Source organism: Halomonas sp. LES1 (assembly GCF_031846005.1).
In the GTDB taxonomy this organism is placed as follows: domain Bacteria; phylum Pseudomonadota; class Gammaproteobacteria; order Pseudomonadales; family Halomonadaceae; genus Halomonas.
In genome coordinates, this window is record NZ_JAVRGC010000009.1 from 112,729 (window position 1) to 125,467 (window position 12,739).

At 66.7% G+C, this 12,739-nt stretch carries 14 protein-coding genes; 7 read left to right on the forward strand and 7 right to left on the reverse strand.

What is annotated here, in order from left to right; genetic code table 11:
• Positions 1-178: 178 nt before the first annotated feature.
• Positions 179-1,048: a LysR family transcriptional regulator ArgP gene (locus RM463_RS16235; RefSeq protein WP_311430611.1), complete on the reverse strand. Its 870-nt coding sequence runs from the start codon at positions 1,046-1,048 to the stop codon at positions 179-181.
• Between the two features lie 126 nt (positions 1,049-1,174).
• On the opposite strand from RM463_RS16235, the gene RM463_RS16240 reads away from it, so the two are divergent.
• Complete coding sequence (locus tag RM463_RS16240) at positions 1,175-1,807, forward strand: LysE family transporter (protein WP_311430612.1); 633 nt, start codon at positions 1,175-1,177, stop codon at positions 1,805-1,807.
• Here the strand turns inward: RM463_RS16240 and RM463_RS16245 are convergent.
• The 3 genes from RM463_RS16245 to RM463_RS16255 form a co-directional block, all read right to left on the reverse strand.
• A complete protein-coding gene (locus tag RM463_RS16245; protein ID WP_195689254.1) occupies positions 1,800-2,186 on the reverse strand; it encodes a septal ring lytic transglycosylase RlpA family protein in 387 nt (128 codons plus the stop codon). The genes RM463_RS16240 and RM463_RS16245 overlap by 8 nt on opposite strands.
• Before the next feature lie 246 nt (positions 2,187-2,432).
• Complete coding sequence (locus tag RM463_RS16250; RefSeq protein WP_311430613.1) at positions 2,433-3,371, reverse strand: LD-carboxypeptidase; 939 nt, start codon at positions 3,369-3,371, stop codon at positions 2,433-2,435.
• Positions 3,372-3,682: 311 nt separating this feature from the next.
• Positions 3,683-4,000 carry a hypothetical protein gene (locus RM463_RS16255; protein WP_132045174.1) on the reverse strand — a complete coding sequence of 106 codons (318 nt, stop codon included), beginning with the start codon at positions 3,998-4,000 and terminating at the stop codon, positions 3,683-3,685.
• Between the two features lie 195 nt (positions 4,001-4,195).
• Here RM463_RS16255 and RM463_RS16260 point away from each other — a divergent pair, with 195 nt between their 5' ends.
• On the forward strand, positions 4,196-4,588 hold the full coding sequence (locus tag RM463_RS16260; RefSeq protein ID WP_195689256.1) for an HIT family protein: 393 nt from the start codon (positions 4,196-4,198) through the stop codon (positions 4,586-4,588).
• Positions 4,589-4,737: 149 nt separating this feature from the next.
• Here the strand turns inward: RM463_RS16260 and RM463_RS16265 are convergent, their stop codons facing one another.
• On the reverse strand, positions 4,738-6,204 hold the full coding sequence (locus RM463_RS16265) for a dihydrolipoyl dehydrogenase (protein WP_311430614.1): 1,467 nt from the start codon (positions 6,202-6,204) through the stop codon (positions 4,738-4,740).
• A 461-nt stretch (positions 6,205-6,665) separates the two neighbouring features.
• On the opposite strand from RM463_RS16265, the gene dbpA reads away from it, so the two are divergent.
• Both dbpA and RM463_RS16275 read left to right on the forward strand, forming a co-directional pair.
• Positions 6,666-8,099, forward strand: a complete 1,434-nt coding sequence (dbpA, locus tag RM463_RS16270) for an ATP-dependent RNA helicase DbpA (RefSeq protein ID WP_311430615.1) — start codon at positions 6,666-6,668, stop codon at positions 8,097-8,099.
• An 81-nt stretch (positions 8,100-8,180) separates the two neighbouring features.
• A complete protein-coding gene (locus RM463_RS16275; RefSeq protein WP_311430616.1) occupies positions 8,181-9,083 on the forward strand; it encodes a PA4780 family RIO1-like protein kinase in 903 nt (300 codons plus the stop codon).
• A 74-nt stretch (positions 9,084-9,157) separates the two neighbouring features.
• Here the strand turns inward: RM463_RS16275 and RM463_RS16280 are convergent, their stop codons facing one another.
• The gene (locus tag RM463_RS16280; RefSeq protein WP_311430617.1) at positions 9,158-9,883 is read right to left on the reverse strand and encodes a YebC/PmpR family DNA-binding transcriptional regulator; all 726 of its coding nucleotides are present in this window, start codon (positions 9,881-9,883) and stop codon (positions 9,158-9,160) included.
• 135 nt (positions 9,884-10,018) lie between these two features.
• On the opposite strand from RM463_RS16280, the gene RM463_RS16285 reads away from it, so the two are divergent.
• The 3 genes from RM463_RS16285 to RM463_RS16295 all read left to right on the forward strand — a co-directional run bounded on the left by RM463_RS16285 (position 10,019) and on the right by RM463_RS16295 (position 12,451).
• Complete coding sequence (locus RM463_RS16285) at positions 10,019-11,209, forward strand: Xaa-Pro peptidase family protein (protein ID WP_311430618.1); 1,191 nt, start codon at positions 10,019-10,021, stop codon at positions 11,207-11,209.
• 129 nt (positions 11,210-11,338) lie between these two features.
• Positions 11,339-11,923: a gamma subclass chorismate mutase AroQ gene (aroQ, locus tag RM463_RS16290; RefSeq protein WP_311430619.1), complete on the forward strand. Its 585-nt coding sequence runs from the start codon at positions 11,339-11,341 to the stop codon at positions 11,921-11,923.
• Positions 11,924-12,001: 78 nt separating this feature from the next.
• Entirely contained in the window at positions 12,002-12,451 is a 450-nt protein-coding gene (locus RM463_RS16295) for an META domain-containing protein (protein WP_311430620.1), read from the forward strand.
• Positions 12,452-12,536: 85 nt separating this feature from the next.
• Here the strand turns inward: RM463_RS16295 and RM463_RS16300 are convergent, their stop codons facing one another.
• The gene (locus RM463_RS16300; RefSeq protein ID WP_311430621.1) at positions 12,537-12,686 is read right to left on the reverse strand and encodes a hypothetical protein; all 150 of its coding nucleotides are present in this window, start codon (positions 12,684-12,686) and stop codon (positions 12,537-12,539) included.
• Positions 12,687-12,739: the final 53 nt, after the last annotated feature.

The window sequence follows — 12,739 nt, forward strand, 5'->3', positions numbered from 1 at the left end:
TCAGGCCAGGAAAACCCCGCCCCAGGCGTATTTAGGCTTTGTCTGAAAAGTCGGCGAGCGAAGGTTAGACAAGGCAAAAATCGGTGAAAAGACGGAGTTTACGGAGTGTAAATGAGTACTTTGAGTCGATTTTTAACGCCGTATAGCCGAGCGCAGCCAGTTTTCGGACAGAGCCTAGTCACACCAGAGTGACCGCGCCCAGCGCCTCGCTCAGCCGCTCGATCAGCTGGCCGCTATGGCGCCAGCTGTGCCAGTAGAGCGGCACCTCCAGCGCCTCCCCCGGGGCGATGCTGACTAGCTCGCCGGCCGCCAGCCGGCTCTCCACCTGCATGCGCGGGATCATGCCGTAGCCCATGCCGGCCAGGGCCAGCCTGACGAAACCCTCGGAGGCGGGGCAGAGGTGGTAGGGAAAGGGGCCGTGGTAGCCGCACTGGGCCAGGAAGCGGTGCTGCAATTGGTCGTTGGGGCCGAAGACGATGGCCGGCGCCTGGCGAAAGGCTTCGGGGGTAGGGCCCGCCGGGAAGTGGCGCTCGCGATAGGCGGGCGTGGCCAGCGGCAGATAGCTCATCCGGCCCAGCGGCAGGGCGCGTGCCCCGGCGATGGGCTGCGGGCTGGCACACAGGCAGGCGGCCACATCGCCGTCGCGCAGTCGGCGCAGGCCGACTTCCTGATCCTCCACCACCAGGTCGAGGACTACCCCCTCCTCACGACACAGCGCACCGACGGCCTCGGCCCACCAGGTGGCGAGGCTGTCGGCGTTTACCGCGATGCGCAGGCGTGGTGCCTCGCTCTCCAGGGTCGGCAGCGCCCGGCTCAGGTCGCGCTCGAGCAGCTGCACGCGCCGGGCATGATTGAGCAGCTGGCGGCCTACCGGCGTGGGGGCCAGCGCCGGGGTGCGAACCAGCGCGGGCTGCCCCAGGCGTATCTCCAGGGTGCGGATGCGCTGGGAGATCGCCGATTGCGAGAGCCCCAGCGCCTCGCCGGCGCGCTCGAAACCGCCGCACTCCACCACGGCCGCCAGGGCCTCCAGCAGCTTGTAATCCAGCATTCCACGTACCCGGCCGATATTTGGGCTCATCATAAGCAAAACTGATGTGGCATTAACAGGATGATTTTTGCGTATGGATGGCGTCGGCTAGGCTGGACGCCATCGATAACGAGAGGGAGCAGCGAAGTGCTGGAGAGCTATCTTACCGGGCTGGTGGTTAGCGGCGGGATCATCATGGCGATTGGCGCCCAGAACGCCTATGTGCTGGGGCTGGCGGTGCGTCGTCAGCATCACTGGTGGTCGGCCGGGCTGTGCATGACCAGCGATCTGCTGCTGCTCAGTGCCGGCATGCTCGGTATCAGTGCGCTGCTGCTGGCGGTGCCCCAGGCGATGGAGCTGATGCGCTGGGCCGGGGTGCTGTTTCTTGGCTGGCTGGCCGCCCAGGCCCTGTGGCGTGCGGCCAGCGGGCGTCAGGGACTGGATGGCGAGGCCCAGGCACCACCGGGGCGTCGCCGGGTGATCCTGGCCACCCTGGCGGTGACCCTGCTCAACCCCCAAGTCTATCTGGATACCCTGCTGCTGATTCCGGCGGTAGGGGCACAGCAGAGCAGCACCGCCGGCTTCCTGGCCGGGGCGGGGTCGGCGTCGATCCTGTGGTTCAGCCTGCTGGCCTGGGGTGGGGCGGCGCTGGCGCCCTGGCTGAAGCGGCCGGTGGCGTGGCGAGCCATCGACGGGGCCATCGGCGTGATGATGGCCGCCATCGCGGTTCAGCTGGCGAGCGGGACGGGCATGCCGGCCGCCATGGCGGGAGTCAGTTGATCTGGGTAACGACCACCGGGGCCACGCCGCGATCGAGCAACCCCAGCTTTCTGGCGGCGCGCTTGGAGAGATCGATGATGCGGCCCCTCACGAAGGGGCCGCGATCGTTGATCACGACCGTGACCTTCTGGCCGGTGTCCGGGCGCTCTACTTCCACCTCGGTGCCGAAGGGCAGGTGACGATGGGCGGCGGTGAGCCGGTTCTGGTCGAACGGCACCCCGCTGGCCGTGGTGCGGCCCTGGAACTTGTCGGCATAGAAGGAGGCGTATCCCTGCTGAGTCTCGGCGCTGGCGTCATGAGCATGAACGCTGGCAGCAGTGCCGAGGGCCAGCAGGCCTGCCAGGCAGCAGGTCAGCATCAGGCGCGTTCGGGTTCCCATCGGTGTTTCCTCACGATTCTCGCTGGGCACGTGTGCTTTTTCACGATACCACGTGAGTCAGCACGCTGCGGTGCAGCGCGAGGGGAGCTCCTCGCTGCGGTGCACAAATAATACCCGCCAGAGGAGTGGGAGGGCAAGAGGGAGGCAAGGAATCCCGACGATGGGCGCCAATGCCCGCATGATCGCGACAGTCTTATATAGAAGCCCTGTTGTAGAGAGAAAGCGCTGGTGCAGGCCGCCTGCGCGTCAGCTCGCGATGCTGAGACGCCCCTGACGGATCTGCCCGCTGGCGCCGTAGCGCCAGGGCCGGTTGTGCAGTCCATGGCCCACCGGCAGGCCGTGATAGAGCGGGATGCCCAGCGGCGCCAGGGTCGCGGCGAGGATCGCCTCGAGGCATTCGTCGCCCCAGGGCGGGCAGCCCTCGAAGGTACCCAGGCAGACGGCGGCGGCCCGGTCCAGGGCGCCGCCATGCACCAGTTGCCACAGGGCCCGCTCCAGGCGATACCAGGGTTCCCCCACATCCTCGAGGATCACCAGCGCCCCGGGCGGTGCCTGGAAGGCGGCCGGGGTGCCCGCGAGGCTTGCCAGGGTGGTGAGGTTGCCGCCGACGAGAGGGCCGGAGAGTGTGGCAGGGGCCTCGCCCCAGCCGGCAACTGGGTAGTCGAGCGTTGCCGTCCCCTGAATCAGCGCCAGGGTCTCGGTGAACTGCTGATGCACTACCCGGTGCTCCTCGTGGTTGTTCTCGCTAGCGGCCTCGCTTTCGGTCTCCTTGTCGTCGGCCGCGTGTTCGGCCTCGAGCAGGCCGCCCGCGGCCTTGACCACCGGGCCGTGGATCGCCGGCAGGCCGTGGCGGTGCCAGTGGTCGAGCAGCACGGTGACATCGGAGTAGCCCACCAGGGGCTTGGGGTTGGCGGCCAGCCGAGCCCAGTCGATGCCGTCGAGGAGCTGGGCGGCGCCGTAGCCGCCGCGGATCGCCCACACGGCCTGGGTCTCGGGGTCGTCATGGGCGGCATGCAGCTGGGCCAGGCGCCACTCGCGTGAACCGGCCAGGTAGCGACAGGGCCGCTGCAGCGGTTCGGGGCAGCGCACCCTGACACCCAGCGACTCCAGCCCACGAATGCCGCGCGCGATGGCGTCGTCGTCGGTGACCGAGGAGGGGGCAATCAGGCTGATGGCAAGCGACATGGGAAGGATCCGGCGGCTGGAAAAGCCCCTAGGATGGCATGGGGGGCGCGTCGACGCATCTCGTCACCCCGGCTGGAAAGGGCTATCGCACTGGGCGGTACCGCTCAAGGCTGTTCCGGCGACAAGCCGTCGAGGGGGCGCTACGAGTACTTCCTTGTAGGCTACCTCGGCCATCCCTGGTCCTCGGACCCCCTCTCCGGCCTGCCCCCGGCGCCTTTCACTATTACGCTATCGGTAACTGCGATAACTCTGTCCACCTGAAACGAAAACACCCCGAGCGGTGCCCGGGGTGTGAAGGAGTCGCGCAGGCCTCAGTGTCGCGAGGCGTTCTCCTCTTCGAACAGTTCTGCCTTGGCATCACGCATTACGTCCTCGCAGGCCGCCTGGTGGGCGAGCTGGGTGAGTAGGCCCTGGGTCACAGCGAAGCCCTTGCCCAGGCAGGTATCCACTTCCTCCCGGCTCACCGCCGGGACCACATCGCAGTCGACCTTCAACGTTCTACCGCCACCTTCGAGCCGGTCGGCGACATCGCGCAGGCGCCAGGCGATGCGTGCCTTCCAGCCGGCTGCTTCATCCACGCCTTCGTTTACGCTAAACGTGCACCGCCACTCAGGTTTATAGACCTTCATGTGAACCTCCGTGCTGGCTTGGATTGCGGGATCGATCGTGTATTCTGCTCCTTGGTCGTGCGGTACTGCCTCGTCCAGCATACTGGATCGCCGGTGTCGCGGTAAGCGACGTTAGTCGTGACTCGCCCCGTGGGTTGTCTGCCGCACCGCTACTGAATCACAAGCATCGTTTATCGTCATCGTCAGGAGAGCAGCATGGCCAGCATCTTTACCCGCATCATGCAGGGCGAGATCCCGGGACACTTCGTTCACGAGGATGACCAGTGTGTGGTCATCATGACCATCCAGCCGATGAAGCCCGGCCATGTGCTGGTGATTCCCCGGGAGGAGGTCGACCACTGGGATGACCTGCCCGAGCCGCTCTACCAGCACCTGATGACGGTCTCGCGGCACCTGGCCAAGGCGATCAAGAAGGCCTTCCCCTGCGAGCGGGTGGGCATGCTGATCGTCGGCCTGGAGGTGCCCCATGTGCATATCCATCTGACGCCGCTGGATGAGATGAGCGACATCCAGGTGGAGAACCTGCCCATGGCCGACTCGGCCGATCTGGCGGCGGCCGCCGAGAAGCTGCGCGCCGCGCTGGGCTGAGCCCGGGTCAAGCCGGCCAGGCCGGGGCGAACGGCAATGCAAGGCCCGGGTCGATACCCGGGCCTTCCTGCTCTGCGGCGTGTTGCCTGCGACCTGCTACTTGTGAATGGCCGTCCATGGCTCGTGCCCTGTGCAGGGGAGTGAGGAGGTCAGTCGCCCGGTCCACACTCCATGCAGCGGTCGATGACCGCCGGGCCGAGCTGCAGGTTGGCGTTGAGGTCGCGCAGGGCGCTTCGCAGCCCCTCCTCAAGCACCGGGTGGTACCAGGGCATGGCGATCATCTCGGCGACGCCAAGCTTCTGCTCCAGCGCCCAGGCCAGCAGGTGCGCGATATGCTCCATCTGGGGACCGAACAGCTCGGCGCCGAGAAACTGGCTGGAGCCGTGCTCGGCATAGAGCCGCATCAGGCCGCGGTTGCGTCGTAGCACCACGGCGCGCCCTTGATTGTCGAAGGAGGCTTCGCCCACCGCCACCTGATCACGGCCACCCAGGCGTTTCTCGAGTTCCGCGTATCCCTCGCCCACGGTGGCCATCTGCGGGTCGGTGAACACGATGGCCAGTGGCACGTTGCGCCGCCCGGCGCGCAGCTCGGGGAAGCGCCCGGCATTGTCACCGGCGATGCGTCCCTCGCCGTTGGCCTCGTGGAGCAGCGGCAGCTCTTGGTTGGCGTCGCCGGCGATAAATATATGGCCAAAGCTGGCGTCGGCGTTCTGGCATTGCAGGGTGAAGCGGTTGAAGTGCGGCACGCCCTGGTCGTCGAGGGCGAGGCCCGCGTTCTCCAGATCGAGGCAGTCGACGTTGGGGCGCCGACCGGTGGCGGCCAGCAGATAGTCGAAGCGCTCGGTGAGGGTCTCGCCGCTCTCGCGCTCGATAAAGGTGATCACCACGGCGTCGCCGTCGCGTTCGATCTTCTCCACCCTGGCGCCGGGGTCGACGTAGAACTCCTCGTTGAAGGTGGCATCGGCGGTATCGCGGACCCTGTCATCCCTAAAGGGGCCCAGGGAGCCGCTCACGCCGAACATGCGCAGGCGCACGCCAAGGCGATGGAGCGCCTGGCCCAGCTCCAGGCCGATCACGCCGGGGCCGAATACCGCAACCGACTCCGGCAGCCCACGCCATTCGAAGATATCCTCGTTGGTGACCAGCCGGTCGCCGGCGGCATCGAACATCGACGGCCAGGTCGCGCGCGAGCCGGTGGCGATGATGATGGTTCGGGCCTGGACTCGGGTGTGCTCGCCCACAAGCAGGGTGTGCGGGTCCTCGAAGCGGGCATGGCCCTGCAGGCGGTTGGCCTCCGGGATGCGCTGCAGCGAGTCGAGCACACCCCCGACGAAGCGGTCACGCTGCTGCTTGACCCGGGCCATCACCGCCTGACCGTCCACCTCGACACCGCCCACCCGGATGCCGAAGCCTGCGGCGGTGCGGGCCTGGTGGGCGGCTTCGGCGGCGGCGATCAGTAGCTTGGAGGGCATGCAGCCCACCCGGGCGCAGGTGGTGCCATGCGCGCCGCCCTCGATCAGCACCACGCTCTCGCTGTGCTTGCTGGCGGTATGCCAGGCGCTCAGGCCGGCGGTGCCGGCACCGATGATGGCGATATCGACGTCGCGTTGCTCCATCGTGCGTTCCTTCTGTTGTCTGTGGCTTTTGTCTGTGGCTTTCACGATCTCGCGTATCGGTAGGTGCCATTCACTATGGCATATCGCGGGAGAGGTTTGGCTGGGTAGTAATGGTGCGTCTTGTCGCAGTCTGTCAGCGTCGATCAAACAAGGCTTTCCCAGACAAGCCTGGCGGCTTGGTAGCCCGGGGCTGATCTGGCGACAAGCCTTACGAGGAGGCGCTGTAAATACCTCCCTGTACGCTACCTCGGCCGTCCCTGGTCCTCGGACCTCCTCATCGGCTTGCCCCCAGCGCCCCTTGATACCGAAAACTGCGATAGCTATGCGTCGATCAAGAGCTCAAGCAGTGTCGGGGCGGTCTTTCTGTTATCCTGTCGTCATTCAACTCCTCTCTATCTGGCAAATGGCGCCTGCCGCCGGCCCGTGCCATTGCTCGTTTACGACCCGGCTTATCGTCCGTTATGGGTCGCCTCTTTCTGCAGGATACTCCCTTGTCTGATACCCCTTCCGACGCCTCCTTCGCCGCGCTGCCGCTGGCGCCGGAGCTGCTCGACAATCTCGCCTCGCTGGGCTTTACCGCCATGACGCCGATTCAGGCGGAGAGCCTGCCGCCGATCCTGGCCGGGCGCGACGTGATCGCCCAGGCGAAGACCGGCTCCGGCAAGACCGCCGCCTTCGGCCTCGGGCTGCTCTCGCGGCTGACGCTGACCAGCTTCCGGGTGCAGGGGCTGGTGCTCTGCCCGACCCGTGAGCTGGCCGACCAGGTGGCCGTCGAGCTGCGACGGCTGGCGCGCAGCCTGCCCAACGTCAAGATACTGACCCTGTGCGGCGGTGCGCCCTTCGGCCCGCAGCTCGCCTCCCTGGAGCATGGTGCCCATATCGTGGTGGGCACACCGGGCCGGGTGGAGGAGCATCTGCGCAAGGGCTCGCTCGGGCTGGAAGGGCTCGAGGCCCTGGTGCTGGATGAAGCCGATCGCATGCTCGACATGGGCTTCCAGGCGAGCCTGGAGACGATCGTCGCCGAGACGCCGGCCAGCCGCCAGACGCTGCTGTTCAGCGCCACCTTCTCGGATGCGGTGCGTCCCGTGGCCGAGGCGATGCTGCGCCAGCCGCTGAGGGTCGAGGTCGCCGAGACCCACGACGCCAGCAGCATCCACGAGCGGGTCTACCGGGTCGCCGATGGCGACGAGGCGCGCCTGGAGGGGCTGTGTCGGCTGCTGCTGCATTTTCGCCCCGCCTCAAGCGTGGTGTTCTGCAATACCAAGCGCGAGACCGATGAGGTGGCCCAGGCGCTCAACGCGGCGGGCTTCGGGGCGCTGGCGCTGCATGGTGACCTGGAGCAGCCCGACCGCGACCGACTGCTGGTGCTGTTCGCCAATCGCAGCGCCTCGATCATGGTGGCCACCGATGTGGCGGCCCGCGGGCTCGATATCGCCGAGCTGGATGCGGTGTTCAACTACCATATCGCCCGGGACCTGGAGGTGCATGTGCACCGCGTGGGTCGCACCGGCCGGGCCGGCAGCGCGGGGATCGCCTGCACCCTGGTCGGACAGGGCGAGGGCTACCGCCTGGAACGCCTCACCGACTTTCTCGGCGAGACCCTCGAGGAGGCCAGCCTGCCGCCGCGCTCGGTGCTCTCCCGCGAGCCGCTGGTGCCGCCCATGACGACCCTGCAGATCAGCGGCGGCAAGAAGCAGAAGGTGCGTCCGGGGGATATCCTTGGCGCCCTGACCGGCGAGGCGGGGCTGGCCGGTGACCAGGTGGGCAAGATCAAGGTGCTGGCCAACAGTGCCTATGTGGCGGTGCGCCGCGAGGTGGCCGACCAGGCTCTCGAGCGGCTGGCCAACGGCAGGATCAAGGGGCGCAGCTTTCGCGCCCGGCGCATCAGCCGTTGATGGCGGCTCGGCCGCTCGCTTCGGCAAGCCGGTTCAGCTAGCCGGTTCGGTGATTCGTTTTAGCACTACCAGGAACAACAGATGAAGATACCCAAGCGCCTGCAGCCGCTGGTGGATGACGGCCTGATCGATGCGGTCGAGAGTCAGCTGATGAGCGGCAAGGAGGCCCAGGTCTATGTGGTGCGTTCCCACGGGGAACGGCGCTGCGCCAAGGTCTTCAAGGAGGCGAAGCAGCGCAGCTTCAAGCAGGCCGTGCAGTACCAGGAGGGGCGCCGCGGGCGCAACAGTCGCCGCTCGCGGGCGATGGCCAAGAAGACCCGTTATGGCCAGAAGGAGCAGGAGCAGGCCTGGCTCAATGCCGAGGTCGACGCCCTCTACCGGCTGGCCGCGGCGGACGTGCGGGTGCCCAGGCCCTACGGCTTTATCGATGGGGTGCTGCTGATGGAGATGATCGGCGATGCCGAGGGCTTCACCGCACCGCGCCTGGACGATGTGACCCTGAGCGCCGAGCAGGCCCGCGAGTCCTACGCCAAGATCATCCGGGACGTGGTGAAGATGCTGTGTGCCGGGCTGGTGCACGGCGACCTGTCCGAGTTCAATGTGCTGCTGGCCAGCGACGGACCGGTGATCATCGACCTGCCCCAGGCGGTGGATGCCGCCGGCAACAACAGCGCCGAGTGGATGTTCGAGCGTGACGTGGACAATATGCGCCGCTATTTCGGCCGCTTCGCGCCGGAGCTGCTGGCCACGGACTACGGCAAGGAGATCTGGGCGCTGTACGAGGCCGGGGAGCTCCACCCGGAGAGCCAGCTGACCGGCCGCTTCGTGCATGACACCGCTCCCGTCGATGTCGACGAGCTGATGACGGTGATCGATGATGTGCGCGAGGAGGAGGCCAGCCGCCAGGCGGCGCTCAACCGCGGCGACGAGCCCGGCGTGGAGGAAGCCGCCGCGGAGTGGCAGGAGTCCCAGCGCAAGCGCTGAGACACGCCGGCTTGCTCCCGGGCTGACGTACTCTTCGCCCGATTACTCTTCACCCGGGTTAGCCTTCGCCCGACTTACTCCTGGGGCAGTTCGGCGCTGTGGAAGACGTTCTGCACGTCGTCGCAGTCATTCAGGGCGTCGAGTAGCTTCTCGAACGTGGCCACGTCGTCCCCCTCCAGCGGCGTGGTGGTCTGGGGCACGAACTGGATCTCGTCGACCTCGAAGTCGATCTCGCCGAAGGCGTCGAGCAGTGCCTGCTTGGTCTTGGCGTACTCGGTATGGGGCGCGAAGACGGTGATCTGCCCCTCCTCGTTCTCGATGTCGGTGACGTCGACATCGGCCTCCATCAGCGCCTCCAGCACCGCCTCCTCGTCGCTGCCCGGGAAGGCCAGGATGGCGCAGTGGTCGAACATGTGGCTGACGCTGCCCGGCGTGCCCAGCTTGCACTTGGTCTTGTTGAAGCAGGTGCGCACCTCGCCGAAGGTGCGGTTGGGGTTGTCGGTCAGGCAATCGACGATGACCATGCAGTTGCCCGGCCCGAAGCCCTCGTAGCGCGCCGGGGAGAAGTCTTCGCCGCCCACGCCGTTGGCCTTGTCCAGCGCCTTGTCGATGACATGGGAGGGGACCTGGTCCTTCTTGGCGCGCTCGATCAGGCCGCGCAGGCTGAGGTTGCCGGCCGGGTCGGTGCCGCCCTGCTTGGCACACACGTAGATCTCGCGACCGTACTTGCTGTAGACCTTGGTCTTGGCGGCGGCCGTCTTGGCCATGGATTCCTTGCGGTTCTGGAAGGCCCTGCCCATATCACTGTCCTGTCGAGTTCAACATGGGAGAGGATTCTACGAGACCGGGCGGGACGCGAACAGGGCTATTTTTCCGTCCTGAATGCCGCCCGTCACACTACACTCCGGGAATCATCATCCGGTTCCGGAGGCTGCATGGACCATCACGCCTATCGTCACGCCCTGGCCGGCGCCCTGGGCGGCAGCGAGCTGCCGTTTGCCCCTGCCGAGTTCACTGCCCGCCTGGCCCGGGTGCGCGACGCGATGTCGTCGGCCGGCCTCGACGCCCTGCTGCTGACCGATCCGGCGGATATCTTCTACCTCACCGGCTATCACACCTTCGAGGTCTCGGTGCACACCGCACTGGTGGTCGGCGCCGAGCGGCTGGTGCTGCAGGTGCCCTCCATCGAGACCGGGCCCGCGGTGGTCACCGCCGCGGTGGACGAGATCCTCGGCTACCGCTGGGAGGGCATCGATGAGGTGATCGCACCGCTGGCCGAGACACTGGCGGCGTATCGCGCCATCGGCCTGGATCTCTATGGTGCCGGCCTGCGTCTGGGGGTCATCCGTGAGCTGCAGGCGCGGCTGGGAGCCGAGTGTTTCCGCGATGACGGCGGCGCGCTGCTCGATGTCATTCGCCTCGTCAAGACGCCGGCGGAGCTCGACTGCCTGCGCGAGAGCGCCAGGATCACCGCGGCGGGGCTGGCCGCCGCCGAGGCGGTGATCGCGCCGGGGGTGACCGACAGCGAGGTGGCGGCGGAGGGTAGCCGGGCGCTGCTGGCGGCCGGCAGCGAGTTCATGAGCCTGCAGCCCATCGTCACCAGTGGCCGGCGCATCAGCGTCATCCACGTCAACCACAAGCGCAACGTGATCGAGCGGGACGCCCCGGTGTTTCTGGAGTTCGGCTCGGCCTTCCAGCGCTATACCGCGCCGATGATGCGCACCGCCGTGGCCGGGCGGGCCAGCGCCGAGATGCAGGCGCTGCGTGATCTATGTCGGGCGCTCTTCGAGAGCCTGGTCGCCGAGATGCGCCCGGGGCACACCTTCGACGATGCCGCCAGGGCCGCCGAGACGGTACTCGCCCCCCATGCCGACCGGCTCTTCTTCTCGGGGGTATTCGGCTATGCCGTGGGCGCCCAGTTCCCGCCCAGCTGGGTAGAGGGGACCGGCTATATCGCCCGTGGTCAGCGGCGCGAGTTCGCCGCCGACATGGTCTTTCATCTGCCGCTCTGCCTGCGCCGACCGGGGGAGTGGGGCGTGGGCATCAGCGATACGGTGCGCGTCACCCCGCAGGGCGGCGTGGCGATTACCGATAATGACTGGCGGCTGAGGGAGGTTGGAGATTGATATCGCCCTGAAAGGTGTGCGATTGGCGGCCCTCAAGCGGGTAAATGATCATGCGTCGGCAGGAGGCGTGACGAAGTCCTCGGGACATGCTTTGCTATGCCCCATCTACAAACGAAAGGAGTCGTTGGCATGCAGTATTCGATGAAACATCTTCCGGTCCGCTGGTTGGTCGCTACTGCGCTCTTGTTGGGGCTGCTGGCAGGTTGCCAGTCGACGCCACCTTCCCCATCGAAGGAGAACCAGGCGGCCATCGACCGGATGCTTGTGCTAGTCGACGAGCGGCTCGAGGTCGCTCCCCAGGTAGCACGTTCCAAGTGGAACAGTGGCGCCGACATCGAGGCACCTGAGCGCGAAGCTGCGATCCTCGATCGAGTCACCGGCCGCTCGGCTGAGGCCGGGGTCGATGAGAGCTTCGCAAGAGACTTTTTTCAGGCACAGTTCGAGGCCAGCAAGGAGGTGCAGCGTCGGTTGCATCAGCGCTGGTTGAAGGAGGGGCGGGAGCCCTTCGATAATCCACCGGATCTTGCCGAGGAGGTGCGGCCGGTGCTCGATCGCCTGACGCCCGCGCTCATCGAGTCTCTGGGCGAGTTGCAGTCTCTCGTCGAGGTCCCGGGTGTCGGCAGCTATCTCGAGGCTCGTGCGACCGAGCTGGTGACTGGCGACTTCGATGGCGTTCCTCGCCGTATTGCGCTGGAGCCGCTGAAGGACCGATAAGCCATATGCCGCGGGATGGAACTTTATGGTTCAGATGTGTCTGATATGGTCACCGATAATGGCAATGGAGTGACCACGATGATCCGCAGACTCTCTCTTCCGGCCCTGCTGTTGGGTACCGTGACGCTGGCCGGCTGTGCCGGCTTCGGTGCCACCTCCGATGGTCCCGGCGATGAGTCCCTGGAGAACACCTACTGGAAGCTGGAAACGGTGGGTGATCGTGAAGCGGTTGCCATCGATGAGGCGCGGGAGGCGCATCTGGTGCTGCATGCCGAGGATAACCGCCTGGCCGGCTCCACCGGGTGCAACCGCATGATGGGGCAGTATGAGCTCGTGGGGGATCGGCTGAGTTTCGCGCAGGTGGCCACCACCATGATGGCCTGCCCCGGAGAGGTGATGGCGCTAGAGCGTGCCTTCCTCGATGCCCTGGGCAGCGTCGATACCTGGCAGGTGGAGGGGGAAATGCTGACCCTCGCCGATGCCGAGGGCGAGGCACTGGCCCGCTTCGAGGCGGTGCACCTCTACTGAGTGCCGTACGCGACTGAGCCCTGCACTCGCCAGATACCGTTCGACTCGACCGACGCCCGTCACCGCCGTGACGGGCGTCGCCTTTTTACGTTACCGGCCACAGCAGCCAGGCCTTGACCAGATTGCTGGTGGCAGCGGCCAGGGTGATGCCGATCAGCGCGCCCAGCAGCAGGACCACGGCCAGGCGGAGCAGAAGTCGGTTGGCGTCGAGAAAATGGCGGGTGGCCTCTTCCATGGGGACTCCTACTGGCGATGGCAGCGGGGCGAGAGGTGCGGGGGATAGGGTGG

Bases quoted from the DNA above. Each gene is read 5' to 3' on its own strand.
- RM463_RS16235 (WP_311430611.1), bottom strand. From the start codon at position 1,048: ATGCTGGATTACAAGCTGCTGGAGGCCCTGGCGGCCGTGGTGGAGTGC.
- RM463_RS16245 (WP_195689254.1), bottom strand. From the start codon at position 2,186: ATGGGAACCCGAACGCGCCTGATGCTGACCTGCTGCCTGGCAGGCCTG.
- RM463_RS16250 (WP_311430613.1), bottom strand. From the start codon at position 3,371: ATGTCGCTTGCCATCAGCCTGATTGCCCCCTCCTCGGTCACCGACGAC.
- RM463_RS16255 (WP_132045174.1), bottom strand. From the start codon at position 4,000: ATGAAGGTCTATAAACCTGAGTGGCGGTGCACGTTTAGCGTAAACGAA.
- RM463_RS16260 (WP_195689256.1), top strand. From the start codon at position 4,196: ATGGCCAGCATCTTTACCCGCATCATGCAGGGCGAGATCCCGGGACAC.
- RM463_RS16265 (WP_311430614.1), bottom strand. From the start codon at position 6,204: ATGGAGCAACGCGACGTCGATATCGCCATCATCGGTGCCGGCACCGCC.
- dbpA (WP_311430615.1), top strand. From the start codon at position 6,666: ATGGGTCGCCTCTTTCTGCAGGATACTCCCTTGTCTGATACCCCTTCC.
- RM463_RS16275 (WP_311430616.1), top strand. From the start codon at position 8,181: ATGAAGATACCCAAGCGCCTGCAGCCGCTGGTGGATGACGGCCTGATC.
- RM463_RS16280 (WP_311430617.1), bottom strand. From the start codon at position 9,883: ATGGGCAGGGCCTTCCAGAACCGCAAGGAATCCATGGCCAAGACGGCC.
- RM463_RS16285 (WP_311430618.1), top strand. From the start codon at position 10,019: ATGGACCATCACGCCTATCGTCACGCCCTGGCCGGCGCCCTGGGCGGC.
- aroQ (WP_311430619.1), top strand. From the start codon at position 11,339: ATGCAGTATTCGATGAAACATCTTCCGGTCCGCTGGTTGGTCGCTACT.
- RM463_RS16295 (WP_311430620.1), top strand. From the start codon at position 12,002: ATGATCCGCAGACTCTCTCTTCCGGCCCTGCTGTTGGGTACCGTGACG.
- RM463_RS16300 (WP_311430621.1), bottom strand. From the start codon at position 12,686: ATGGAAGAGGCCACCCGCCATTTTCTCGACGCCAACCGACTTCTGCTC.